The 26,012-nt window shown below is 45.9% G+C and carries 13 protein-coding genes, 15 tRNA genes, 4 rRNA genes and 1 pseudogene; 14 read left to right on the top strand and 19 right to left on the bottom strand.

Annotated elements, in window-relative coordinates; all coding sequences use genetic code 11:
• Positions 1–540 precede the first annotated feature (540 nt).
• A complete protein-coding gene (rraB, locus tag KHN79_RS12005) occupies positions 541–954 on the top strand; it encodes a ribonuclease E inhibitor RraB (protein ID WP_182011032.1) in 414 nt (137 codons plus the stop codon).
• 147 nt (positions 955–1,101) lie between these two features.
• Positions 1,102–1,902 carry a hypothetical protein gene (locus tag KHN79_RS12000; protein ID WP_182011033.1) on the top strand — a complete coding sequence of 267 codons (801 nt, stop codon included), beginning with the start codon at positions 1,102–1,104 and terminating at the stop codon, positions 1,900–1,902.
• Between the two features lie 8 nt (positions 1,903–1,910).
• Here the strand turns inward: KHN79_RS12000 and KHN79_RS11995 are convergent.
• The 5 genes and pseudogenes from KHN79_RS11995 to pepA form a co-directional block, all read right to left on the bottom strand.
• Positions 1,911–2,381, bottom strand: a pseudogene (locus KHN79_RS11995) (GNAT family N-acetyltransferase); the annotation flags it as partial.
• A 70-nt stretch (positions 2,382–2,451) separates the two neighbouring features.
• Positions 2,452–2,856, bottom strand: coding sequence for a DUF2061 domain-containing protein (locus tag KHN79_RS11990; protein WP_182011035.1), 405 nt, complete (start codon positions 2,854–2,856; stop codon positions 2,452–2,454).
• A gap of 223 nt (positions 2,857–3,079) precedes the next feature.
• Positions 3,080–5,938 (bottom strand): valine--tRNA ligase, encoded by a 2,859-nt coding sequence (locus tag KHN79_RS11985; RefSeq protein ID WP_182011036.1) that lies wholly within the window; start codon positions 5,936–5,938, stop codon positions 3,080–3,082.
• 218 nt (positions 5,939–6,156) lie between these two features.
• Positions 6,157–6,606 (bottom strand): DNA polymerase III subunit chi, encoded by a 450-nt coding sequence (locus tag KHN79_RS11980; RefSeq protein WP_182011045.1) that lies wholly within the window; start codon positions 6,604–6,606, stop codon positions 6,157–6,159.
• Between the two features lie 109 nt (positions 6,607–6,715).
• Positions 6,716–8,224: a leucyl aminopeptidase gene (gene pepA, locus KHN79_RS11975; RefSeq protein ID WP_182011037.1), complete on the bottom strand. Its 1,509-nt coding sequence runs from the start codon at positions 8,222–8,224 to the stop codon at positions 6,716–6,718.
• A gap of 200 nt (positions 8,225–8,424) precedes the next feature.
• Here pepA and lptF point away from each other — a divergent pair, with 200 nt between their 5' ends.
• Both lptF and lptG read left to right on the top strand, forming a co-directional pair.
• Positions 8,425–9,525, top strand: coding sequence for an LPS export ABC transporter permease LptF (gene lptF, locus KHN79_RS11970; protein WP_182011038.1), 1,101 nt, complete (start codon positions 8,425–8,427; stop codon positions 9,523–9,525).
• A gap of 3 nt (positions 9,526–9,528) precedes the next feature.
• On the top strand, positions 9,529–10,599 hold the full coding sequence (lptG, locus tag KHN79_RS11965; protein WP_182011039.1) for an LPS export ABC transporter permease LptG: 1,071 nt from the start codon (positions 9,529–9,531) through the stop codon (positions 10,597–10,599).
• A 261-nt stretch (positions 10,600–10,860) separates the two neighbouring features.
• On the opposite strand, the gene KHN79_RS11960 is transcribed toward lptG, so the two are convergent.
• Positions 10,861–11,340: an RDD family protein gene (locus KHN79_RS11960; protein WP_182011040.1), complete on the bottom strand. Its 480-nt coding sequence runs from the start codon at positions 11,338–11,340 to the stop codon at positions 10,861–10,863.
• A 184-nt stretch (positions 11,341–11,524) separates the two neighbouring features.
• Positions 11,525–12,793 (bottom strand): DUF2254 domain-containing protein, encoded by a 1,269-nt coding sequence (locus KHN79_RS11955; protein ID WP_182011041.1) that lies wholly within the window; start codon positions 12,791–12,793, stop codon positions 11,525–11,527.
• 217 nt (positions 12,794–13,010) lie between these two features.
• Between KHN79_RS11955 and KHN79_RS11950 the strand changes: the two genes are divergently transcribed.
• The gene (locus KHN79_RS11950) at positions 13,011–13,676 is read left to right on the top strand and encodes an SDR family NAD(P)-dependent oxidoreductase (RefSeq protein WP_182011042.1); all 666 of its coding nucleotides are present in this window, start codon (positions 13,011–13,013) and stop codon (positions 13,674–13,676) included.
• A gap of 188 nt (positions 13,677–13,864) precedes the next feature.
• Positions 13,865–13,949, top strand: a tRNA-Leu gene (locus tag KHN79_RS11945).
• A 338-nt stretch (positions 13,950–14,287) separates the two neighbouring features.
• On the opposite strand, the gene KHN79_RS11940 is transcribed toward KHN79_RS11945, so the two are convergent.
• Positions 14,288–14,962 (bottom strand): SDR family oxidoreductase, encoded by a 675-nt coding sequence (locus KHN79_RS11940; RefSeq protein ID WP_182011043.1) that lies wholly within the window; start codon positions 14,960–14,962, stop codon positions 14,288–14,290.
• Between the two features lie 672 nt (positions 14,963–15,634).
• Between KHN79_RS11940 and KHN79_RS11935 the strand changes: the two genes are divergently transcribed.
• The 8 genes from KHN79_RS11935 to KHN79_RS11900 all read left to right on the top strand — a co-directional run bounded on the left by KHN79_RS11935 (position 15,635) and on the right by KHN79_RS11900 (position 21,225).
• Positions 15,635–17,187 (top strand): 16S ribosomal RNA (locus KHN79_RS11935).
• A gap of 65 nt (positions 17,188–17,252) precedes the next feature.
• Positions 17,253–17,329, top strand: a tRNA-Ile gene (locus KHN79_RS11930).
• 41 nt (positions 17,330–17,370) lie between these two features.
• Positions 17,371–17,446: transfer RNA gene (locus KHN79_RS11925), tRNA-Ala, on the top strand.
• 265 nt (positions 17,447–17,711) lie between these two features.
• A 23S ribosomal RNA gene (locus tag KHN79_RS11920) occupies positions 17,712–20,603 on the top strand.
• Positions 20,604–20,695: 92 nt separating this feature from the next.
• Positions 20,696–20,811: ribosomal RNA gene (rrf, locus tag KHN79_RS11915) — 5S ribosomal RNA — on the top strand.
• A 96-nt stretch (positions 20,812–20,907) separates the two neighbouring features.
• Positions 20,908–20,983, top strand: a tRNA-Thr gene (locus KHN79_RS11910).
• Between the two features lie 18 nt (positions 20,984–21,001).
• Positions 21,002–21,118: ribosomal RNA gene (gene rrf, locus KHN79_RS11905) — 5S ribosomal RNA — on the top strand.
• The 16S, 23S and 5S rRNA genes sit together here with 4 tRNA genes alongside, the layout of an rRNA operon.
• A 30-nt stretch (positions 21,119–21,148) precedes the next feature.
• Positions 21,149–21,225 (top strand) — tRNA-Asp (locus tag KHN79_RS11900).
• A gap of 1,590 nt (positions 21,226–22,815) precedes the next feature.
• Here KHN79_RS11900 and KHN79_RS11895 read toward each other — a convergent pair.
• The 11 genes from KHN79_RS11895 to KHN79_RS11845 form a co-directional block, all read right to left on the bottom strand.
• A tRNA-Asn gene (locus tag KHN79_RS11895) sits at positions 22,816–22,891 on the bottom strand.
• A gap of 33 nt (positions 22,892–22,924) precedes the next feature.
• Positions 22,925–23,000 (bottom strand) — tRNA-Thr (locus KHN79_RS11890).
• 38 nt (positions 23,001–23,038) lie between these two features.
• Positions 23,039–23,114: transfer RNA gene (locus KHN79_RS11885), tRNA-Asn, on the bottom strand.
• Between the two features lie 21 nt (positions 23,115–23,135).
• A tRNA-Thr gene (locus KHN79_RS11880) sits at positions 23,136–23,211 on the bottom strand.
• Positions 23,212–23,265: 54 nt separating this feature from the next.
• Positions 23,266–23,341: transfer RNA gene (locus KHN79_RS11875), tRNA-Phe, on the bottom strand.
• Between the two features lie 232 nt (positions 23,342–23,573).
• The gene (locus KHN79_RS11870; RefSeq protein ID WP_182011682.1) at positions 23,574–25,199 is read right to left on the bottom strand and encodes a methyl-accepting chemotaxis protein; all 1,626 of its coding nucleotides are present in this window, start codon (positions 25,197–25,199) and stop codon (positions 23,574–23,576) included.
• Positions 25,200–25,465: 266 nt separating this feature from the next.
• Positions 25,466–25,541, bottom strand: a tRNA-Asn gene (locus KHN79_RS11865).
• Positions 25,542–25,584: 43 nt separating this feature from the next.
• Positions 25,585–25,660, bottom strand: a tRNA-Phe gene (locus KHN79_RS11860).
• A 7-nt stretch (positions 25,661–25,667) separates the two neighbouring features.
• Positions 25,668–25,743 (bottom strand) — tRNA-Thr (locus tag KHN79_RS11855).
• Positions 25,744–25,815: 72 nt separating this feature from the next.
• Positions 25,816–25,891: transfer RNA gene (locus KHN79_RS11850), tRNA-Asn, on the bottom strand.
• A 43-nt stretch (positions 25,892–25,934) separates the two neighbouring features.
• Positions 25,935–26,010 (bottom strand) — tRNA-Phe (locus KHN79_RS11845).
• Positions 26,011–26,012 lie beyond the last annotated feature (2 nt).

Raw genomic sequence — 26,012 nt, 5'->3', positions numbered from 1 at the left:
GATTAAGATGCAAATTGGTTAACTTTGATAATATTTTGTTAATTGTTTTATTTTAAATTAAAATTTCATCTGTTCTTGTATTTTATGTAAATATTGGTTTTTTATTCTATTTTTGTGCTTTTGGGTAAAGTGCGTTTTTATTCGATCCACGCAGGATTAATCAAATTACATGCTTAGTGCATAAATTGTGCATATTCATTCCGAAATATGCATTTTTTTGCTTGGCTTTATTCGCTGGTGAAGTTAGAGCAGCGGTTGCTGTATTCAATAAATGGTCATAATCACGCATTGAAAGCCGGATTGCTTGCCCGTCGAGCGAATTAGGATCTTCTGAATATTACAAAAGCCCATTTGTTGTTAATTTTTTGTGACCTTGTGAGGAAGCTTTAATATTTATAAAGGAATAATTGACAACAATCTCTACGGTTTGGTGTTTGTTAGTGGCTTTTCGTCTCAATCCATGCCATATTTCACCGGATCAGAATACCCGGTTAATCAGGGTATCGCGTTTCCATCAAGTAACTAATCTGGAGCCCAAACATGTCTCACGAAGATGAATATCTGTCAGTAGAAGAATTAATTGAGATTCAAAAAGAAGATACTCGCGATATCATCGCAGCATTGTTAGAGGATGGCAGCGATCCGGATTCATTGTATGAAATTGAGCACCACCTGTTTGCTGAAGATTTTGCTACGCTGGAAAAAGCGGTAGTTGAAGCATTTAAGATGGGCTTTGAAGTACTTGAAGCAGAAGAAACCGAAGATGAAGACGGCAATAAGCTACTTTGCTGTGATGCGACCATGGAGTCTGCGCTAGATGCTGAAGCGATTGATGCTCAGGTTGAAAAGCTGGTTCACCTTGCTGAAAAGTATGACATCATCTATGACGGTTGGGGTACCTATTACGAAGGCGAAGACGCGCTTTACCCTGACGAAGATGAAGACGAAGAGTAATCGATGAATTTCTGAGAAAGCCAGCGTGTATCGCTGGTTTTTTTGTGTCCTGAAAATGATAACCAGGTGCTTAGCCAGTAATTAACGTTGAGTTTATCAAAGCTCTTTCCCTATAATGCTGGAAAGTTGATCTAGCTCAAGGTTCATATGCAACAATCACTCGCCGGTTTATGGCAAGTCTCTCCACTGACGGATCTCTCCATCCCTCAAGATGACATCACTTTTCCTGCTCCTTTAAGTCAGGCCCTGCCGGATGAGCTGACGGAAGAGGCTATTTGTCAGCAAGAGTGGCATCTGATGCACGATATTGAAGTGGATGAGTCCATGCTGGCATTTCCTGCTGTAGAAATAGTACTAGGCGGCGTGGACTATCATGCTGAAGTGCGCTTGAACGGTGTAGCACTGTTTGACTGTGATGGGACCCAGAACGTATATAAAAAAGATATTCGTCCCTTTATGCAGATGGGGCGTAACCGTTTCGAGATATTGTTCCTGGAGGAAGAAGAGGATTTACTTCTTGAGGAACATCAGCCAGATCTGTGTACTCTTAACAATCAAGAGTACAAGAAAAGTGATGAACGGATGGGCGTGTGGCAGGTGCCTTACCTGCAGTTTATTCGTAATGTCCGTTTAGACAGAGTCGCTACAGAACAGATCTGGCATCACGGTGGCGGTTGTGAGTTTAAAGTTGATTTTTACTATCAGACATTTGCTCCTGGTCTGGTTGCAGCAAAGGTTAAATTCAACGGCATGACTTACCATATTCCAATTGATGTTCGTGCGGATCATGCCAGTGCGTTGTTTCAGATTGATGCGCCAAAATATGCGGATGTTAGTAATCCTGATCCTCGCGATCTGTATCAGTTGTCGGTTGAGTTAGACGGGCAAAGTCAAAACTTTTCAGTTGCATTAAGCCAAGAGCTCTGTGTTACCCATCTGGTCATTTAAAACTATCTTCACAGCGATTTGAGCATTACCACTTCACACGCATCATGCCCTGTTTGTCCAAGCGGGGCATCTAGATGCTCAAAACCTAACTTCTCATACAAACCAATTGCTTCTTTTAAGCACTCGGTGGTTTCCAAATAACACTTCTGATAACCAAGTTGCTTTGCTAATTGCAGACTCAGAGCCACAATACGTTTGGCCAGCCCGTGTCCACGAGTTTGTGGCAAGAAGTACATCTTTTGCAGCTCGCACATGTTAGGTTCTCCTGCCAGTGGCGCAAAACCTCCACCACCAACGATCACACCATTGTGCTCAATCACCCAATACGCTGCGCCTTGTTGGTTGTAGACAGAATACATGTCATCAAGCGTTGGGTCTGCCACGCCATAGCCTTTGTCAGCGGTGAGTCCATACTCTGCTGAGACCTGACGAATGACGCTTGCTATGTTTGGGTTATCTTTTGGTGTGAGAGAGCGGAGAGTGAAGTGTGCTATTTGTTCCATGCTTTGCCTACAAAAATGAGCCCGATAAGGGCTCAATATATGGTGATTAGGCGTGTCGATGCAATCCAAAATGAGGTACTGACATTTGGTTTGCTGACTTACGTAACCAAACTTTCTCGTGGAAGTAGTAAGCGACAGTGTTCAGACTTGGCTCAAGCATCGCCATTACACCACCGATAAATGCGTCACCAGTGAGTAGATAAACCACAGTGAAAGCAACGCTAAAATGAACGGTTGCGAAGCTTGCTGTTTTTAGCTTGGTCATGGTCTGGCGAGCTTTAAGCGCTGGAATGTTTGCCCATGCTTTTTCATGAAAGTAGAAAGCGACCGTATTTACTGAAGGTTCGATCATGGCAATTAAACTACCAATTAGAATGTCGCCAGTAAGCAGGTAAGCGACACTAAAAGCGATAGTAAAATGCAAGGCTGCGAAAGTTAGTGTCTTTTTCATGATAATTACTCATCTTGTTTGTTTCGATGAATATATTATCAATAATAATTCTCATTTGCGCTACTCGGCAATAAATATTAATGTGATAGGTAAAAACTATTAATGAGATTTTTTTCTTGAATTAATCGATACAAAAAAGGTTGGTCATATTGACCAACCTTTTGATTTTTTTGCTTTCTTATTTAAGAGCAGAAGTATTTACATTCCGTTTTAACTCTGGAGGCTAAAGAGCCGCGATAGTGGTCTTCTGCTCTTCTAGTTTAGCCAAGGTCTCTTTGTAACCTTCAAGCTTCTCACGCTCTTTTGCAACAACCGCTTCAGGTGCTTTCGCTACGAAGCCTTCGTTACCTAGTTTGCCTTCGATACGCTTGATCTCGCCGTGTGTTTTCTTGATCTCGCCATCAAGACGAGCAAGTTCTGCGTCTTTGTCGATAAGACCCGCCATTGGGATCATCAGCTCAGACTTACCAACCAGTGCTGTTGCACACGCAGGAGTTTCCTCACCTGTTACAAGAACGCGTACTGCTTCCAGCTTAGCCAGAGACATCAGCACTTGCTTGTTCGCTTCAAGGCGAGCGGCATCTTGTTCGCTTGCTGCTTTGAGCATAACGTCAAGAGGTTTGCCCGGGTTGATGTCGTACTCAGCTCGTAGGTTACGGATGCTGGTGATGAACGCTTTCACCCACTCGATATCGTCTAGCGCTTCCTGGTTGAAGTTCGCTTCGTCGAATTGAGGAAGAGCCTGAACCATAATTGTCTCACCTTCTACACCGTCAACTAGCGGCTTGATGCTTTGCCAGATAGTTTCTGTGATGTAAGGGATCACCGGGTGAGCCAGACGTAGAGTCTTCTCAAGAACCGTGATTAGTGTACGGCGAGTACCACGTTGCTGTGCGTCAGTGCCTTTCCACAGAACAGGTTTAGTCAGTTCCAGGTACCAGTCACAGAATTGGTTCCAGATGAATTCGTAAAGCGTGTTAGACGCCATATCCAGACGGAAGTTGTCGATATGGTTGTTGAACGCTTTCGCTGTCAGTTCAAACTGAGATTCAATCCACTTGTCCGCTAGTGAGTATTCAATCTCACCGCCATTGAAGCCACAATCTTGCTCTTCTGTGTTCATCATTACGTAACGGCTAGCGTTCCATAGTTTGTTACAGAAGTTACGGTAGCCTTCAAGACGCTTCATATCCCAGTTGATATCGCGACCTGTTGATGCCATTGCAGCAAGCGTGAAACGCAGTGCGTCAGTACCGTATGCTTCGATACCGTTTTCAAACGTCTTACGTGTGTTCTTCTCGATCTTCTTCGCTAGCTGAGGCTGCATCATGTTGCCACAGCGCTTCTCAACTAGAGACTCTAGGTCGATACCATCGATCATGTCGATTGGATCAAGGACATTACCTTTCGACTTCGACATCTTATCGCCGTTTTCGTCACGGATCAGACCTGTCACGTAAACGGTTTTGAATGGTACTTGTGGCTTGCCATTTTCGTCTTTCACGAAGTGCATGGTCATCATGATCATGCGCGCAACCCAGAAGAAGATGATGTCGAAACCAGTGACTAGTACGTCTGAAGGGTGGAATACTTTCAGATCGTCAGTTTGTTCTGGCCAACCTTGAGTACCGAATGTCCATAGTGCAGAAGAGAACCAGGTATCCAGTACATCTTCGTCTTGGTGCAGTTCAATCACTGATTCTAGGTTGTTGTTGCTACGAACTTCTTCTTCCGTGCGACCTACGTAAACATTACCTTGGTTGTCGTACCAAGCTGGGATGCGGTGACCCCACCATAACTGACGAGAGATACACCAATCCTGAACGTCACGCATCCAAGAGAAGTACATGTTTTCGTATTGCTTAGGCACGAACTGGATGTCGCCGTTTTCTACTGCTTCAACTGCTGTTTTCGCCAAAGGTGCAGTACGTACGTACCATTGGTCAGTTAGCATTGGCTCGATAACCACGCCACCACGGTCACCGTAAGGAACTTGTAGATCGTGATCTTTCACTTCTTCAAGCAGGCCTAGTTCGTCGAAATCAGCAACGATAGCTTTACGCGCCGCAAAACGTTCCATGTTGTGGTATTTCGCTGGAAGTTCAGAGCTGTAGGCGTCGCTTGCTTCGCCGTTTGTGTTGAATACTTCAGCCGCGTCACGGATGTTTGCGTCGAAAGTCAGAATGTTGATCATTGGTAGCTGGTGGCGCTTACCCACTTCGTAGTCGTTGAAGTCGTGCGCAGGTGTGATTTTCACACAGCCAGTACCTTTTTCCATATCGGCGTGCTCATCGCCCACGATAGGGATGCGACGATCAACGATAGGAAGGATGATTTCTTTACCTATAAGATCTTTGTAACGTGGATCTTCTGGGTTAACTGCAACACCCGTATCACCCAGCATGGTCTCTGGACGAGTCGTTGCAACAACGATGTAGTCTTTGCCATCTGCTGTTTTAACGCCGTCTGCTAATGGGTAGCGGAAGTGCCACATGTTGCCTTTAGTGTCTTTGTTCTCTACTTCTAGGTCTGAGATAGCTGTGTGTAGCTTTGGATCCCAGTTAACCAGACGTTTACCGCGGTAGATTAGATCGTCTTCGTATAGACGTACGAACACTTCCTGAACGGCGTTAGATAGGCCATCGTCCATCGTAAAGCGCTCACGATCCCAGTCTACAGATGCGCCAAGACGACGAAGCTGCTTGGTGATAGTGCCGCCAGATTCGCCTTTCCATTCCCAGATTTTGTCGATGAAAGCTTCACGACCGTAATCGTGTTTTGTTTTGCCTTCTTCTGCAGCGATCTTACGCTCAACAACCATTTGAGTTGCGATACCAGCGTGGTCCGTACCTACTTGCCAAAGGGTGTTTTTACCCTTCATACGCTCACAGCGGATTAGAGTATCCATGATCGTATCCTGGAACGCGTGGCCCATATGCAGGCTACCAGTGACGTTCGGTGGCGGGATCATGATGCTGTATGATTCTTTAGTAGTGTCACCGTGTGGCTTAAAGTAGCCTTTTTCTTCCCAAGTCTGATACAGAGCTTGTTCGATTGAAGTTGGGTTGTATGTCTTTTCCATAGCGCTCATTCTTGCTCGTCATATTTGGACTGATAGAGGCGTTAACTGCATTGGCAAACACTGATCAAATATCGTCTGTATTTTCATCGGGATTTGCTTGTTTGTTGCCTAACTTTAAGCCCAACTATTTAGAGGTTGGATTCTGGTTAATGGTAAATCTTAGTCAATCTTTATAAGTGAACTCTCTATAGGGAGAGCTTAACTATAAGGATTGACCATTAAGGATATTCAATTTCTATCGTTTGCAGCTGGTAACCTGCTTGCCGGTAAATTTTATATCTTTCTCTTGCGAGCTGTTTAGCTTTTTCTTCGCAGGGCACGAAGTCTACCACTTGAGCAAACTTGTTCGCAAAGGTTGTCTCATTTTCCGCCAAATTAATTATCAGCTGACGATTCCAGGATGGCTTTACACCCTCGTGACCAATTTCGATATTGGTGGCATATTTCGGCCCTTCACCGACGAGATTATGCGCCATGAACTTGTCTGCATCAATTTGCCAGAAGATCTCCGCAAGTTGTTCTGCATGCGCTTTGTCATTGCAGTTCAGGTAGACTTTAGCGCCTTGGCGGGCAAAGTGCTGAGCTAAAAACACCACATACTCTTTAAAGCCAGCAGTTTGCGCTTGTGGGCTATCTTCTTTAATGATGTAGAAAGTCGCGGTTTGCATCATTCTCTCACTTGGTCTTGTCCTGAAACCTTTAACCCTATGACTCTTTATAAAGAGCAGGGAGATAATAAAAAAGGGCCTTGCGGCCCTTTTCGATATTGTTCAGAAATTATTCTTCTGTCTCTTGGCCGCTGCGGTTCAAAAGGAATTGGACAAGCATTGAGACAGGACGGCCTGTTGAGCCTTTCGCTGCGCCTGACTTCCAGGCGGTACCAGCGATGTCAAGGTGTGCCCAGTTGTACTTTTTGGCAAACTTAGACAAGAAACAACCCGCAGTGATAGTGCCACCAGGACGGCCGCCAATGTTAGCCATATCAGCAAACGGGCTCTTTAGCTGCTCATGGTATTCGTCTGCCATTGGTAGACGCCATGCACGGTCACTTGCCTGCTCAGATGCGTTTACAAGCTCGTGAGCAAGAGGGTTGTGGTTCGAAATTACGCCGCTGATGTGGTGACCAAGTGCAATCACACAAGCACCGGTTAGTGTTGCAACATCTACAACGCAATCCGGTTCGAAACGTTCTACGTATGTCAGTGCGTCACACAGTACCAGACGGCCTTCAGCGTCAGTGTTAAGCACTTCAACTGTCTGACCAGACATGGTTGTTAAGATATCACCCGGACGGTAAGCGTTGCTGCCAGGCATGTTCTCACAGCCAGCCAGAACACCAATTACGTTGATTGGCAGATTGAGTTTCGCTAACGCTTTCATTGTACCGAATACTGATGCAGCGCCACACATGTCGTACTTCATCTCATCCATACCTTCACCAGGTTTCAGAGAGATACCGCCTGAATCGAAAGTCAGGCCTTTACCGACAAGTACGATTGGTTTTGCATCTGAGTCGGGATTACCTTTGTACTCGATGACAGACATCATTGATTCGTTTTTCGAACCGCGACCTACTGCAAGGTACGATGTCATGCCCAGTTTTTCCATCTCTTGCTCACCAATGATTTTAGTGGTGACTGTTTCGTAGTCGTCTGCCAGGCGACGAGCTTGAGAGGCTAGGTAAGCTGGGTTTGCAACGTTTGGAGGCATGTTACCTAAGTCTTTTGACGCTTTAACGCCAGACGAGATAGCAAGACCATGAGTGATTGCTTTTTCACCCAAGTTCAATTCACGACGCGTAGGGACGTTGAAAACAAGCTTACGCAGTGGGCGGCGAGTTTCTGGCTTAACGCTCTTGAATTGGTTAAATGTGTAAAGACCATCTTTAGTCGCTTCTACTGCCTGGCGAACTTTCCAGTAAGTATCACGACCTTTAACGTGCAGTTCAGTCAGGAAACATACCGCTTCCATAGAGCCTGTTTCGTTAAGTGTACTGATCGTCTTTTGAATGATTTCCTTGTACTGGCGCTCGCCTAGTTCACGTTCCTTGCCGCAACCGACAAGTAAAACGCGCTCTGACAAAACACCCGGTACTTGATGCAGTAGTAGCATCTGACCCGGTTTACCCTCTAGATCACCACGGCGAAGTAGTGAACTGATGTAGCCGTCACTGATTTTATCAAGTTGCTCGGCTACTGGAGAAAGGCGACGTGGTTCAAACACACCAACAACGATACAAGCGCTACGTTGTTTCTCTGGACTGCCACTTTTTACACTGAACTCCATGCGTACTCCTACATCCTGAAGACAAATTGCTCTAAATGTTAGATAATGCGTGCTTACTTGTTGAAGTTTAGCTCTTGGCCCATATGCAGAGCTAATTAAGCGACTAACATTTAGTTTATAATTTTTAAAAAAATAAATGGTTCAACGGGAAACTATAGTGATTCGACCAAAAAAACAAGTTTTGTATAGGTAATTTCAGCGTGATTATTGTTAGATATTTGATCCGCGAAACACTCAAGAGCCAATTTGCGATATTTTTCGTACTCTTTTTAGTGTTTGTGAGCCAGAAATTCATCAGCGTACTGTCTGATGCTTCTGACGGGGATATTCCGGCTGGATTGATCTTCTCTATTGTTGGTTTGAACATGCCGGCAATGGGTTTATTAATGCTACCGCTGAGTTTGTATATCGGGATACTGATCACTTTTGGTCGTTTGTATGCGGAGAGCGAAATTGTCGTTATGAACGCCACGGGCATCGGGAACAAGTTTCTGGTGCAGGCAGCGCTTTACTTAGCATTGATCACTTCAGGTGTCGCGGCTTTTAACGCTTTGTGGTTATCCCCATGGTCGCAAGAAAAGGTTGAACAACTTTATGAGCAAGTTGCAGCAGAAAACAGTGTTGATCTGCTACAGAAAGGCCAGTTCCAGGGGACACCGGACGGCTCTTCTGTCGTATTTATTGATGATATTAAAAACAGCAAGGTAAGTAATGTTTTTGTCGCTCAGATGCGTCCGAGAGATTCAATCCTTCCTAGTGTGATGTTTTCTTCTTCCGGAGAAGTGAAGGAACTGTCAGATGGTCGCCAGATCATTACCATGAAAGAAGGGACTCGATACGAAGGTATTCCGACTCGCGTCGAGTACATGGTGACTAAATTCGATGAGTACGAAGGGCTTATCGGCCAGCGTAAAGTGAAGAAAAAAGGTAGGGATTGGGAAGCTTACCCGACGGCTGATTTAATTGGTCATCCTGATCCGGAAGCGCAGGCAGAGTTGCAATGGCGAATCTCATTGTTTATCTGTATTCCACTGTTAACGATGTTGGTCATTCCTCTGTCTGCTGTTAACCCGCGTCAGGGACGCTTCGCAAAAATGGGCCCTGCAATACTGATTTATCTGGCTTATTTCCTTGCTATTAGTGCGACAAAATCAGCATTAGAAGACAGCACGATACCAGCTGTGGTCGGTATGTGGCCGATTAACGTGATGTTGCTGATAGTGGCTGTTCTGGCCAATATGATGGACAGTATTCCTGCCCGAAGAATGAAAGAAAAATTCCGTAAGAAGAGGCTCGCGTAAGCTGTGTTCAAAATCTTAGACCTATATATTGGTAGAACCATTATTTCTACTACGACCTTGGTTTTGGCAACATTCGTTGGCTTATCTGGCATCATCAAATACGTAGAACAGCTGCGTAAAGTCGGACGTGGCGTCTACGATCTTACGCACGCACTTTACTTTGTATTGTTAAGTATTCCGCGTGATATCGAGATGTTTTTCCCAATGGCGGCACTACTGGGTGCTCTGATTGGACTGGGCATGCTGGCATCAAGCTCTGAGCTGGTGGTTATGCAGGCTGCGGGAGTCTCTAAGTTAGATATCGGCACTTCAGTACTGAAAACCGCTGTTCCGCTGATGCTGATTGTCATGGCTCTAGGTCAGTGGGGCGCTCCGGAAGCGCAGAAGATGGCTCGCGACTTACGTACGTTTGCCATATCGGGAGGCAGTATCGTCTCTGTCAGAGCAGGAGTCTGGGCCCGTGATGCCAATGACTTTATTTTTATCGGTAAAGTAGAAGACGATAAGCTCTATGCGTTGAATATGTGGCGTTTCGATGATGATAAGAAATTACAGCAAGTCATTTTTGCTGAAGAAGTGGACTACCAACAAGATAATAACTGGTTGATGCGAGATGTCCAAATCACTGATATGCAAAATGAAACGGCCATCTCCAAGCAAGATTTAGAGCAAATGAACTGGAACACGTCGCTGGCACCAGACAAGCTTGCCGTAGTGACGGTGAAACCGGAAGAGCTGTCTCTGAGTGGTTTACATGATTACGTGAGTTACTTGAAAGCATCAGAACAAGACGCGTCTCGCTATGAGCTGGCGTTCTGGCGTAAGCTGACTCAGCCGATCTCTATCGCGGTGATGATGTTAATGGCGCTGTCCTTTGTATTTGGACCTCTGCGTAGTGTAACGATGGGGGCTAGGGTGCTATCCGGAGTTGTGGCTGGTTTTACTTTCTATATCTCAAGTGAGTTCTTCGGCCCTTTGACGCTGGTATACGGTATTCCTCCGATATTTGGTGCGCTGGCACCTAGCTTAGTGTTCTTGGCTATCGCGGTCTCTTTACTGCGAAGAAAGCTTTAAAGAATAGTTAACCTCAGCTCGGGATAATTTAAGCCAGTCAGCACAGCCCTTTTAGCGCCTAACTGCGTTAAAATCACCGCAATAGACTCGCTATTGACTTGTGATTTTGACTTGTTATCCATCAAAAATTGCTGCACTGACTCATTGAGTTGACTAACTATATGAAAGTTAAGTTTATTAGACTTTCTTATCCCGAGCTGAGGTTAATAAAAAAAGGAAGGCAGTAGCCTTCCTTTTTAATAACTGTCTGATACCTGTAACCTAGTTCGCTTTAGGTAGCACAACCACTTCAGTTTTTGCCCACATATCGTGGAAACCACGTTTCTTCGGGTCAATCGGCACGGTAAGGTTTGCTAAACCAAAGCCTGATGTGGCAAGGCGAATCAATGCCTGAGTCACTGTAATAGGTGCGCCATCTGCTTCGTTACGCACTCTGAGTTTCCAGGCTCGCATACCAAGTGTCTGACCCGCACGAGTCCAGAAAAAAACAAAGAAATAAATCCATACAACCGCTAAGTAGAGCGTAAATATCGGACTCATGACCGGGTGCTTAGATAGCATATCTGCCGCATCGGCATATTCCCCGTAGCTGAGTAACCCGGCGGCATTGAGGGCAAAAACAATCGCCATAACAATACCGGCAGCCATCATTTCAATGGCAAGGACAATTAACGAGTCATAGACCAAAGCGGCTAATCGGCGAAAGAGGCCTGCTGGTGGAAGAGTTGTAGAAGTAGTCATAATTCCATCACTTACCTTAAAAAATTGTGCGTCAGAATATAGATTCCCGTCTCTTGTGAAAAGAGACCTGACGCACAGACTCCCTAATTGTGGTGAAATCTGAGTGGCTTTGCCGCTGAACACTGAGTTACCAGTGTGAATGTGTCAGGATTGTGTTCATATCACTTCGAATGCTTTTAACTCGCTAAAAATGCGCTTTTTGATCGGTTACTAGATTAGCAAGCTGTGAGAGTCGGTGTTTTTCTTCTTCGGTATAGTGTTGATTCATTGAGAGTTCTAATGCTTTCTCTGAAAGTTTTATAGCGGGGCTGGTAAACAGTTTTGGATGCATGTTTGAGAGAGCAAACAATGCTTTTTGTAAACGTATCTGAACCTGGATTTGGGCGGTGCCGTCGTGAGCTATCGGCAAATACACATCATCAAATAGATCCTGACAATTTAATGAGGGGACAAACAACCTTGGAAAGCGAGTTTTGACTGGTGTTTGGCTGGTTAATTCTCCCCACAGTGACAGTGCCCGTATTGAACGTCCTATCACGTCAATGGCAGTACCACTATCATTGACCGCCGGAGATAGAGCTCTTGAGGCAATCTCTGCCAGTACTACCAAACCAAAACGGGGATCTTGGTCGTAAGTGCGTTCTGTCCGGATCGTAAAGGCAATCAAAATATCACTCTCCTCTGGTAATTCACCGCAAACCCATGCGATTGGTTGACCTATGTAGACAAAGCTACCTGGCTGACGCTCGATATAGATTGTGCATTGTCTGTCTTCGGCAACGCTATTGAGATGGTTCATGTCGATATGTTGTAAGTAACCGATCTCTTTGCTGAAAACGGGTTTGCTATCCCGTGGTTTGATTTCGGGATGACTCCAAGGACGCGCTCCGAGCCAGGGTTCATCACCTCGTTTTTGTATCGCATTTAATAAGGCTTCTTCTACTTTTGATGTGGTCTCACTTACTCTGCCAAGTACGGAGAGGTGCTGAATCCAGCGCAGCAGGGTAAGTATGATCATCACTATCACGACCATAGTGACAATGAACAGATAGATACGAGCTTGTTCGTGATAAGCGCCAATACCCAGTGCGATGATCCCTACCAGGCTAAACAGAAATGACCCAAGAAAAGTGGCAAGTGCGTTTTGTGTGGTAGTGTCTTCCATCAATAATTTGGTTGCTCTAGGTGTTACCCCCGCACTGGCCGCACTGTATGCAGAGACCATGATATTGAGTGAAAAAGTGGTTACTGCCAGCATGGATGTCGCAAGAATATTTAGTATGTTATTCAGTAGCTCATAGCTGACGTTTATTGTGGGAGGCAGGGTAAGGTACTTGTTTAAAACGATAGATATCAGAGCAGTTACAATTGCAAGCAAGGCGAAAAAGGACGTACGTACCCAAAGCTTGCGTGTTGTTCGCTTTATTAACCACTGCCATTTAGACTCTGTCATTCTCTGACTCCTATCAATCACTTGCTCGAAAGTGGATAGAAAATTCAAAAAGTTATTATTGTTAAAGCATAGATGAAATTTTATTAACTCTGCTGAGTGATGAGAACAGACGAGTAAGCCGTTTTTAAAATTGTATTGGTTGGATGAGAATTGGTAATTAATCCGTTATCTTAGTTAGTAAGTCTGACAGCAAGTATATAAATGAACGAGGTAGAGCATGATTGTCATCACAGGTGCAAGTAGCGGGTTGGGGGCAGAGCTGGCGAAGCTTTACGATGCAGACGGTGAACTAACCTACCTGACAGGGAGAAGTGAAAGTAAGCTATCAGCAATCACAACCGGACTGCCGAACAATATTGGTCACCAGGCTTGCGACCTCGCATCATATAAAGATGCAGAACATTTATTTGAACAGTTAGAGCAGCTACCCAAAGCCGTGATTCATTGTGCGGGAAGTGGCTATTTTGGACTGTTGGAAGAGCAAGATCCGGAACAGATAAATACCTTGATAAACAACAATCTCAATTCTGCCATTAATGTATTGCGAGAGTCGGTTAAGCGCTATAAAGATGAACCCGTGAATGTTGTGATGATTATGTCGACCGCAGCTCAACAACCAAAAGCGCAAGAGTCAACGTATTGCGCGGTGAAATGGGCTGTAAAGGGCCTGATAGAATCCGTTCGTTTGGAGCTGAAAGGTAAGCCGATGAAAATTATCGCCGTTTATCCAGGCGGCATGGCAACAGAGTTCTGGGAAACCAGTGGCAAGGCTTTGGATACCAGTAGCTTTATGCAGGCCGAAGATGCAGCCCAAATGATTCATGATGCTCTGCTGAGTATTGGCAATGGTTATGTTTCAGATATCACAGTCAATCGATTATAAGCTTTTCGGAGATATAGCTGGTGGCTGTTGTTAATTTCAGTTGTGACTAGATTGAAGTGATGGGACTTGGCGTGGTCACACTTTGTGGCGAAATTATCAGCAAACGATAGTTATTTAAGGTTTTTATGCTTGCGCAGGTTAATAGCTTACGTATAATGCCAACCATCAGAGGGCAATAGCCTGAAGATGCCGGTGTGGTGAAATTGGTATACACGACGGATTCAAAATCCGTTGCCTTCGGGCGTGGCGGTTCAAGTCCGCCCACCGGTACCATACATAGAAAGGTCGCTTTTATAGCGGCCTTTCGTCGTTTTGGGTGTTGATAACTGAGAAGTGTCATTAAGCGTTGCCTTCTAGGTGGCGGCAGGAATGCCTGTCCAATCAACCCGCCCGTCGGTACTATATTCCAAGACAAAGCCGCGACGACAGTCGGGGCTTTGTTGTTTCTGGTATTTGTGAATTCAAATCCAACTTGGCAGCTCTAATGAATGAGAGCTCATTTAATCAGCTGCCGGTATTCTATAGTAAGAAGGTTGCATTTGTATCCGTGTCTCCAGCCACCTTCTTACATGGCTTCGTTTTCTTTTCGCTCACATATTACGTAGTGAGGCTTATTCAAGTTCTACTGGCGGCCTAAATACCATCTCGTGTACAACAACATCTTCTGGTAGCTTCAATAGTCCCATTATTGTGCGGGCAACACTTTGGGGTTGCATGTATTCAGGTCGGCTAGCTGATCTGAAGTTGCTGTCAGTGCCTCCGGGAATCAGGTTTGTTACTTTAATGCCGTAAGGCTGTGCCTCTTTCATTAATACACCAGTAAAGCCGGAAAGACCTTGCTTCATTGAAGTATAAACCGCCATTGTTTCACTAGCTCGCTTGGCAACGGTGCTGGTGACATTAATGATGTATCCCGATTTTTGCTCTTTCATGACTGACAGAGCTTCTCTGCATAGAATTGCCGGCGCTCTTAAGTTTATGGCGTACTGCAGGTCAAGCTCTTCTACAGAAAATTCATCAATAGAACACTTACGGGTGTTCATCCCTGCGTTATTAATCAATATATCCAACCCACCCAGTTCGTCCGTGGCCTGATTGAACATATCAACCACCTGCTGTGAGTCAGTGAGATCATAAGCGCCAAAGTTACATCCGGTAAGTTGGTGTAGTTCGCTTAACTTACTTTTGTTTCGGCCAGTGGCGAAAACATCATGTTGCTCAGCACAGAGTTGTTTGACCAACTCAAAGCCAATACCGCTGCTGGCCCCTGTAACAAGAACTTTCATATAGTGACTCCGTGTTAACGTTGGAAGGATATATAGCCGTCATTATGCCTTGCTTATATAGAAGGATAAATAAAAGCGAGGGCTTTTCGTCTTAATACCATGCACGCTGGATCTGTATTGTGCTCAGAGAGTCATTTCTCTATATCTATTTAGTTAGCCGATGGTGTGTCGTTTGTTTATTGCTAGTTATCCACAGGGTTTTGTGAATATTCTGTACAAATGCTGAGTGTTGTTGTTGGGTAAAATTCAGGTTGGATGGAAAACGCCCACTTAGTATGTTTTTTTAGAAAAAATGCATTTTTAGTGTTGCCAAAGGAAATCTTCTCCCTATAATGCGCATCCACCGACACGGCAGACGCGATAAGGCTTCAGCAAGTCGGAAAGGATAAAAGTTTCTACAAAAAATAAGTTGAATAAAGTGTTTGACACTAACAACTAAATCGCTAGAATGCTCCTCCGCTTTGAGAGAAAAGTTTCTCGAAAAGCAAGCTCTTTAACAATATAGACCTATCAATCTGTGTGGGCACTCGTTGATGATAATCCAATTCGATACTTCGGTATCAAATTAGGTTTCAATGATACGAAGTGACCATTGAATCTTCGGATTCAGCACAGTCAATTCAAACATTACTTTATGTAATGTTCAGTATTCATTGAGCCGAACAAAATCTTAAATTGAAGAGTTTGATCATGGCTCAGATTGAACGCTGGCGGCAGGCCTAACACATGCAAGTCGAGCGGAAACGAGTTATCTGAACCTTCGGGGAACGATAACGGCGTCGAGCGGCGGACGGGTGAGTAATGCCTAGGAAATTGCCCTGATGTGGGGGATAACCATTGGAAACGATGGCTAATACCGCATGATGCCTACGGGCCAAAGAGGGGGACCTTCGGGCCTCTCGCGTCAGGATATGCCTAGGTGGGATTAGCTAGTTGGTGAGGTAAGGGCTCACCAAGGCGACGATCCCTAGCTGGTCTGAGAGGATGATCAGCCACACTGGAACTGAGACACGGTCCAGACTCCTACGGGAGGCAGCAGTGGGGAATATTGCACAATGGGCGCAAGCCTGATGCAGCCATGCCGCGTGTGTGAAGAAGGCCTTCGGGTTGTAAAGCACTTTCAGTCGTGAGGAAGGTAGTGTAGTTAATAGCTGCATTATTTGACGTTAGCGACAGAAGAAGCACCGGCTAACTCCGTGCCAGCAGCCGCGGTAATACGGAGGGTGCGAGCGTTAATCGGAATTACTGGGCGTAAAGCGCATGCAGGTGGTTTGTTAAGTCAGATGTGAAAGCCCGGGGCTCAACCTCGGAATTGCATTTGAAACTGGCAGACTAGAGTACTGTAGAGGGGGGTAGAATTTCAGGTGTAGCGGTGAAATGCGTAGAGATCTGAAGGAATACCGGTGGCGAAGGCGGCCCCCTGGACAGATACTGACACTCAGATGCGAAAGCGTGGGGAGCAAACAGGATTAGATACCCTGGTAGTCCACGCCGTAAACGATGTCTACTTGGAGGTTGTGGCCTTGAGCCGTGGCTTTCGGAGCTAACGCGTTAAGTAGACCGCCTGGGGAGTACGGTCGCAAGATTAAAACTCAAATGAATTGACGGGGGCCCGCACAAGCGGTGGAGCATGTGGTTTAATTCGATGCAACGCGAAGAACCTTACCTACTCTTGACATCCAGAGAACTTTCCAGAGATGGATTGGTGCCTTCGGGAACTCTGAGACAGGTGCTGCATGGCTGTCGTCAGCTCGTGTTGTGAAATGTTGGGTTAAGTCCCGCAACGAGCGCAACCCTTATCCTTGTTTGCCAGCGAGTAATGTCGGGAACTCCAGGGAGACTGCCGGTGATAAACCGGAGGAAGGTGGGGACGACGTCAAGTCATCATGGCCCTTACGAGTAGGGCTACACACGTGCTACAATGGCGCATACAGAGGGCGGCCAACTTGCGAAAGTGAGCGAATCCCAAAAAGTGCGTCGTAGTCCGGATTGGAGTCTGCAACTCGACTCCATGAAGTCGGAATCGCTAGTAATCGTGGATCAGAATGCCACGGTGAATACGTTCCCGGGCCTTGTACACACCGCCCGTCACACCATGGGAGTGGGCTGCAAAAGAAGTAGGTAGTTTAACCTTCGGGGGGACGCTTACCACTTTGTGGTTCATGACTGGGGTGAAGTCGTAACAAGGTAGCGCTAGGGGAACCTGGCGCTGGATCACCTCCTTATACGATGATTACTCACGATGAGTGTCCACACAGATTGATACGGTTTATGTAAAAGAGACGATACTGGGTCTGTAGCTCAGGTGGTTAGAGCGTTCGCCTGATAAGCGAGAGGTCGGTGGTTCGAGTCCACTCAGACCCACCAATTCCTTTTAGGGAGTTGGCATACAGTATCGACACCTTGATGGGGCTATAGCTCAGCTGGGAGAGCGCCTGCCTTGCACGCAGGAGGTCTGCGGTTCGATCCCGCATAGCTCCACCATCTTTAAGCGCATTAGCGATAGTGCTTTTAAAAATGGTTACTTCATTGAAGTGATTAGCTCTTTAACAATTTGGAAAGCTGACAAAATAATCTTTAAGATTATTTGTAAAGTTCTCAAAGTATTCCTAAGGGAATACAACTAACAACACATTCAAGTGTTCTTGGAATTTGAGTCCGGCAAAATCGAAAGCTGTCTCGCTCATTCAAATAATGAGACAGCAACTTTGGTTGTTTAACTTCAATTCGAAACTTCTTCGGGTTGTATGGTTAAGTGACTAAGCGTACACGGTGGATGCCTTGGCAGTCAGAGGCGATGAAGGACGTATTAACTTGCGATAAGCCCAGATTAGGCAGTAAAAGCCACTTGAGTCTGGGATTTCCGAATGGGGAAACCCACTAGCATAAGCTAGTATCGCTGCGTGAATACATAGCGCAGCGAGGCGAACCGGGGGAACTGAAACATCTAAGTACCCCGAGGAAAAGAAATCAACCGAGATTCCGAAAGTAGCGGCGAGCGAAATTGGACTAGCCCTTAAGCTTTATATGCGTTAGACGAACGGTCTGGAAAGTCCGGCGATACAGGGTGATAGCCCCGTAGTTGACAACGCACATTCAGTGAAATCGAGTAGGGCGGGACACGTGATATCCTGTCTGAATATGGGGGGACCATCCTCCAAGGCTAAATACTACTGACTGACCGATAGTGAACCAGTACCGTGAGGGAAAGGCGAAAAGAACCCCTGTGAGGGGAGTGAAATAGAACCTGAAACCGTGTACGTACAAGCAGTAGGAGCAGGCTTTGTCCTGTGACTGCGTACCTTTTGTATAATGGGTCAGCGACTTATATTCAGTGGCAAGGTTAACCATCTAGGGGAGCCGTAGGGAAACCGAGTCTTAACTGGGCGTTTTAGTCTCTGGATATAGACCCGAAACCAGGTGATCTAGCCATGGGCAGGTTGAAGGTTGAGTAACATCAACTGGAGGACCGAACCGACTAATGTTGAAAAATTAGCGGATGACTTGTGGCTAGGGGTGAAAGGCCAATCAAACCTGGAGATAGCTGGTTCTCCCCGAAAGCTATTTAGGTAGCGCCTCGGACGAATACTACTGGGGGTAGAGCACTGTTAAGGCTAGGGGGTCATCCCGACTTACCAACCCTTTGCAAACTCCGAATACCAGTAAGTACTATCCGGGAGACACACGGCGGGTGCTAACGTCCGTCGTGGAGAGGGAAACAACCCAGACCGCCAGCTAAGGTCCCAAATTACTACTAAGTGGGAAACGATGTGGGAAGGCTCAGACAGCCAGGATGTTGGCTTAGAAGCAGCCATCATTTAAAGAAAGCGTAATAGCTCACTGGTCGAGTCGGCCTGCGCGGAAGATGTAACGGGGCTAAGTAGTAAACCGAAGCTGCGGCAATATACTTTTGTATATTGGGTAGGGGAGCGTTCTGTAAGCGGTTGAAGGTGTGTGGTAACGCATGCTGGACGTATCAGAAGTGCGAATGCTGACATGAGTAACGATAAAGGGGGTGAAAAACCTCCTCGCCGGAAGACCAAGGGTTCCTGTCCAACGTTAATCGGGGCAGGGTAAGTCGACCCCTAAGGCGAGGCCGAAAGGCGTAGTCGATGGGAAACGGGTTAATATTCCCGTACTTCTTACAATTGCGATGGGGGGACGGAGAAGGCTAGGTGGGCCTGGCGACGGTTGTCCAGGTTCAAGTGCGTAGGCTTAAGAGTTAGGTAAATCCGGCTCTTTTTAAGGCTGAGACACGACGTCGAGCTGCTACGGCAGTGAAGTCATTGATGCCATGCTTCCAGGAAAAGCCTCTAAGCTTCAGATTGTAAGGAATCGTACCCCAAACCGACACAGGTGGTCGGGTAGAGAATACCAAGGCGCTTGAGAGAACTCGGGTGAAGGAACTAGGCAAAATGGTACCGTAACTTCGGGAGAAGGTACGCTCTCGACGGTGAAGTCCCTCGCGGATGGAGCTATTGAGAGTCGCAGATACCAGGTGGCTGCAACTGTTTATTAAAAACACAGCACTGTGCAAAATCGTAAGATGACGTATACGGTGTGACGCCTGCCCGGTGCCGGAAGGTTAATTGATGGGGTTAGACTTCGGTCGAAGCTCTTGATCGAAGCCCCGGTAAACGGCGGCCGTAACTATAACGGTCCTAAGGTAGCGAAATTCCTTGTCGGGTAAGTTCCGACCTGCACGAATGGCGTAATGATGGCCACGCTGTCTCCACCCGAGACTCAGTGAAATTGAAATCGCTGTGAAGATGCAGTGTACCCGCGGCTAGACGGAAAGACCCCGTGAACCTTTACTACAGCTTGGCACTGAACATTGACCCTACATGTGTAGGATAGGTGGGAGGCTTTGAAGACGGTACGCCAGTATCGTTGGAGCCGTCCTTGAAATACCACCCTTGTAGTGTTGATGTTCTAACGTTGACCCCTTATCGGGGTTACGGACAGTGCCTGGTGGGTAGTTTGACTGGGGCGGTCTCCTCCCAAAGAGTAACGGAGGAGCACGAAGGTGGGCTAATCACGGTTGGACATCGTGAGGTTAGTGCAATGGCATAAGCCCGCTTGACTGCGAGAATGACAATTCGAGCAGGTGCGAAAGCAGGTCATAGTGATCCGGTGGTTCTGAATGGAAGGGCCATCGCTCAACGGATAAAAGGTACTCCGGGGATAACAGGCTGATACCGCCCAAGAGTTCATATCGACGGCGGTGTTTGGCACCTCGATGTCGGCTCATCACATCCTGGGGCTGAAGTCGGTCCCAAGGGTATGGCTGTTCGCCATTTAAAGTGGTACGCGAGCTGGGTTTAGAACGTCGTGAGACAGTTCGGTCCCTATCTGCCGTGGGCGTTGGAGAATTGAAAGGGGCTGCTCCTAGTACGAGAGGACCGGAGTGGACGAACCTCTGGTGTTCGGGTTGTGTCGCCAGACGCATTGCCCGGTAGCTAAGTTCGGAATTGATAACCGCTGAAAGCATCTAAGCGGGAAGCAAGCCTTGAGATGAGTTCTCCCTGATACTTTAAGTATCCTAAAGGGTTGTCGTAGACTACGACGTTGATAGGCAGGGTGTGTAAGCGTTGTGAGGCGTTGAGCTAACCTGTACTAATTGCCCGTGAGGCTTAACCATACAACACCCAAGGGGTTTTGATGGACTCAATGAAAGAACATTGAATGTGTAAGAACGAGAATTAAAAACAGCTTTCCAGATTAAAGAATTTGCTTGGCGGCCATAGCGTTTTGGACCCACCTGATTCCATTCCGAACTCAGAAGTGAAACAAAACAGCGCCGATGGTAGTGTGGGGTTTCCCCATGTGAGAGTAGGACATCGCCAGGCTTTAAATTTGGTTTTTACCTTTTTATAGGTGAAGACAACAGTTGAAAGGGCCCGTTTGAATGACGGGCTTTTTTTAGTCTTAAGGGACATCTTGATGCTGATATAGCTCAGGTGGTAGAGCGCATCCTTGGTAAGGATGAGGTCCCCAGTTCGAGTCTGGGTATCAGCACCATTTACAAACAGAATTTTACTTGGCGATCATAGCACTTTGGACCCACCTGACTTCCATTCCGAACTCAGAAGTGAAACAAAGTAGCGTCGATGGTAGTGTGGGGTTTCCCCATGTGAGAGTAGAACATCGCCAGGTTCTTATTTGACTTTATAGTCTGACCAATGCGGAGCGGTAGTTCAGTTGGTTAGAATACCGGCCTGTCACGCCGGGGGTCGCGGGTTCGAGTCCCGTCCGCTCCGCCACTTATTAGAAAGCCTAGTCGAAAGACTAGGCTTTTTTTCGTTTATGACGCATAGTTTCCCTTTCAGGGAAATCGAGTCCCGGTTGCCTGCAACCCCAGCCGCTACACCACTTATTTTGAAGCCTTGCTAGAAATAGCAGGGCTTTTTTCGTTTATGATACATAGTTTCCCTTTCAGGGAAATCGAGTTCCGCAGGAGGGCTTGTCCGTAGTCTGAGACTCCAGCCGCTTCGCCACTTATTCCAGACCTCAGCAGAAATGCAGGGGTCTTTTTGTTTGTACTGAGTTTGGTTGGCCTTCGACAATGAACCCCGCGTCTGCATGCCTTGCTGTATCGCTATTAATTCCAGAACCAAGCAGAAATACCGGAGATCCTCTTGATTATATTGAGTTAGCTTTCGCCCATGGTTCTCGTTGGAGGAGCTACCTATAGCCTGTGCTCTCAGGTTCTCTGCTACGTATTAGAAAGCTTGGTTGAAGGACTAGGCTTTTGTTGCTTATGCAGCAACGTTTCCTTTTCAAGGAGAACTGCGTTCCAATCGTGTACAGGTCTTATTGTGCGCAGCACGTCCTATCCGCTGAAGAATAGGGGCTTTGTTATATTGCTCTTAGAACATCGCCCTCGGACTATTAGATCTAATTTATCGTTACACCTCTTACAGGCCCATCGTGAAATCATGCTCTATTAGCCTTAAGAGAGTCAGCATTCAGTCTCAAATGAAATGTACTTATTTTGAATCCTCGTGAGTAATATGAAATATCAGGGACGGGAGGTGCTAGATAGAGCTTTCATTAGCTTATAACTTGAAACCAGATCTCTACGGTCAGTCGTAAGGGCGTAACTGTCTAAACCGCTGTTTGTTTATCTGCGGTTATATCTTTGAGTGAATCGCTTATATTGTTCGCTTTAAATAGAGTCAATGCCTTAGCATTTCTTCGAGTAAATCTGATGTGTATTACATGTTGCTTTATAAGGTAGGTAGAAACAGAACATCGGATACTTATTTTTTCTGAGAACCAGTCCTGCTGATTAATGAGTGAAACGTTTTGTCTCCTGACTGATGCAGAACTTACGATTAAAATTAATTTCTTTATTAGTACTGATTCAAACATGTGTTATTTCTTTAAAATTCATCGATAACTTAGCCTTCTTAATATCAGGTGTTCGTATGTTTGATGATTATTCCAGGGGACACAGAGCGAAGCGCTATGGTAGGTTCGCGCGGATGTGAATTCTGAGTCCTTTAAACGTTCTGTATCGCTACCTGAGTGGAGATGCGATTAGCTAGGTTAGTCACTTTGATAAGAATAAATGTAGCTACTGTAGGTCCATTCTGAGGCTGTTGTTTTGGTATGATTATGCACCGGTTAGATTAAATGTGCTTCGTAGTGCTTGAAGAAGGGAGGTTTAATATAACTTTCTTTCAATGGATTAGTGAAATGCTATAGAAAGTGAAGTTGTAAAAATAGCTTTATTATAGAAGAGCCAGCCGAGCTTGGAGTAACTCATGGTGCTTTGTTATTGATTTTGCGTGATGTCAGGATCTTTGAGGTATAAAAAAGCCACATCAAATGATGCGGCTTTCTAAAAGTGGCTCCTCCTGCTGGGCTCGAACCAGCGACCTGCGGATTAACAGTCCGTCGCTCTACCAACTGAGCTAAGGAGGAATTATCTTTTAATATTCTTCTTCGAGAAGAAAGTGGTGCCGACTACCGGAATCGAACTGGTGACCTACTGATTACAAGTCAGTTGCTCTACCTACTGAGCTAAGTCGGCACATTTCGTTAACAAGAAATCATCTTGATAACTAAAAGTGGCTCCTCCTGCTGGGCTCGAACCAGCGACCTGCGGATTAACAGTCCGTCGCTCTACCAACTGAGCTAAGGAGGAATTATTCTTCTTAAAATAAAGTGGTGCCGACTACCGGAATCGAACTGGTGACCTACTGATTACAAGTCAGTTGCTCTACCTACTGAGCTAAGTCGGCGTACCTTATTCTTTTGCTAATTGTTCGTGTCAAGCACCAACAATTATGAAATTGTGGTGCCCGGAGGCGGAATCGAACCACCGACACGAGGATTTTCAATCCTCTGCTCTACCGACTGAGCTATCCGGGCGACGGGATGTATTAAACGGTTTTTCGGCTCACAGGTCAACAATAAAATTTAAATAAAATATCGTTTGATGAAATTGTGCTCGGAGTGGGCTGTTTTTATGCATTTTTGAAATCTACCCACCTTAACTTAAGCGTTTTTTGAGAGGGGATTAGGAGTTTGATGGCAAAATAAGTGCGGCAAAAGCAGAAAGCACGTCCGAAAACGTGCTTTTGATTCACCGATTGACGTTAAACTAGCGCTTTACTGAGAACTTATTCACCCAGCCTTCTAGTTCGTTTGCCAGAGACGTCAAGCTTTGTGTGCTGGATTGGCTCTCTTTAACTACGGAACTTAACTGGTATCCACTTTCTTCAATCAGGTTAATACGTTGTGAGATATCATCACTAACCAGTGTCTGCTCTGCAGCAGCTGTCGCAATTTGCTGGCTCATAGCTGTAATGGATTCTAGTGAGGTGACGATCTGCTGTAGTGCGTCAGAAGCGCTCATAGATTCTGTGACGGTGCTTTCACTGGTTTCTGCACATATCTCCATTGTCTGAATCGCATTGTGGGAGCCGGCTTGTAGATTAGAGATCATATTCTGGATCTCTTTAGTGCTGTCCTGAGTGCGCCCTGCAAGATTACGGACTTCATCAGCCACCACGGCGAAACCTCTTCCTTGTTCACCTGCTCTTGCCGCTTCAATAGCTGCGTTAAGCGCGAGCAAATTGGTTTGCTCTGCAATATCACCAATAACATCTAACACTTTGACGATGTTATTTACGTCCTGGTCTAAATCGGCTACAGCCTGGCTGGCGGTATTTAACTGGGTTGCAAGACCTTGGATATTATCGACAGTACTGCGGATCAGTGACTGGGTCTGCTGACTTTGTTTATCCGCTTCATCCGTACTCTGGGCGGTATCATTAGCCGAACTGGCTACCTGGTTGGCAGAGGAGGCCATTTCCGTCATAGCTGTTGCGATCATGGCTGTTGATTGTTGCTGAGATGAGGTCAGTTCTGCGATGTTCTTAGAGCGTGACTCTACCGCTGTCAGTTCTGAACGTAGGGCATGCATAGATTTATCAAGGTTTGTCACCATTGTAGCCAGCGACTGGCTCATCACCTGCACTGCCTCATAGATGCTGCCTTTTACTGCTACCGTATCGAAACTAGTCTGAATATTCCCCTGTGCGACAGCCTGGACAGCGTTACGTACATCGTTGGGTTCTCCCCCTAATATGCTCAACATCTTACGGATAGCGATGATTAGGCTTGCAAGAATAGCAGATGCAATAACCAGACAGAGCACCAGCTGCCATTGTGCTGTAGCCCAAAAGCGTGCGTTTACCTCATTAAATCCAATGCCGGTACCAACAACCCAGTTCCAATGAGGTGTCTTTGATGCGATCGAAAGCTTTTCTTCAATGCTTCCATCTGCTTGTTTTTGGCTCCAGGTATATTCAACGATCTGACCTGTTTTGGGACCTAAAATATCTAATATTAACTGGCCAACACTATTGTTATTACTGTCTTTGAAGTCGTGGAAACTAGTGCCATGTAATTGCGGGTCAAGAGGCGCAGCGACAAAAACCATGTTTTCATCAGCGACATAAACGTATTCGTTATCTTTATAAATGTTGTTACGAAGTAAGCGAGTGGCCAACGCTTTTGCTTCATCTTCAGGTATCTGTCCACTTGCGGCCATTTTTTCAACTTCAGTAAGAATGCTGTATGCGCTTTTGAACAGCTCAGTTACCCGGGCTTTATTATCGAGGTTACTTGCGACTCGAAGTGTCCACAATCCGGTCGCCGTCAAGGCTAGCAGCGCGAACAGTATGATTGCAGAGAGTAAATAAGCTTGAGTTTTTAGTTTCATATTTGGCTCGAATAATTTTTCATTTGCTATGCAAAGCATGGCTTATAGAGATAATTGAATAGACAGGGCATCTTATTTAAGAAGGACAATTGCGCCTACAGGCACTTGTTTAAATTATGATAGGGATTAAATTTTTAGCGTAAAATAAGTCTATTTGGCGAAGCAGGTTTCATATGCTCTGAAACTAAAAAGAGGAAAAACAAGATGAAGGAGGGAATATGTTGAGATATAAAAAAACCGCATCGAGTGATGCGGTTTTCTAAAATTGGCTCCTCCTGCTGGGCTCGAACCAGCGACCTGCGGATTAACAGTCCGTCGCTCTACCAACTGAGCTAAGGAGGAACTATTCTGTTTGTGTCTTGCAATAAGCAAGCGCACCAAATAATGGTGCCTCGAGGCGGAATCGAACCACCGACACGAGGATTTTCAATCCTCTGCTCTACCGACTGAGCTATCGAGGCAAAAGAATGGTGCCGACTACCGGAATCGAACTGGTGACCTACTGATTACAAGTCAGTTGCTCTACCTACTGAGCTAAGTCGGCACACTTTATTCTTTTTCTCAGAAGAGATGAACTCTTCTTTTTAGAATCTCACCTAAATGAAATCCTAGAAAGTGGCTCCTCCTGCTGGGCTCGAACCAGCGACCTGCGGATTAACAGTCCGTCGCTCTACCAACTGAGCTAAGGAGGAACTATTCTGTTTGTGACTTGCTATAAGCAAGCGCACCAAATAATGGTGCCTCGAGGCGGAATCGAACCACCGACACGAGGATTTTCAATCCTCTGCTCTACCGACTGAGCTATCGAGGCAA

Origin of the sequence: Vibrio sp. B1FLJ16, assembly GCF_905175385.1 — a bacterium.
Taxonomy (GTDB): domain Bacteria; phylum Pseudomonadota; class Gammaproteobacteria; order Enterobacterales; family Vibrionaceae; genus Vibrio.
The sequence above is the reverse complement of the archived record's forward strand: the minus strand, read 5'-3'. Positions and strand labels throughout refer to the sequence as shown.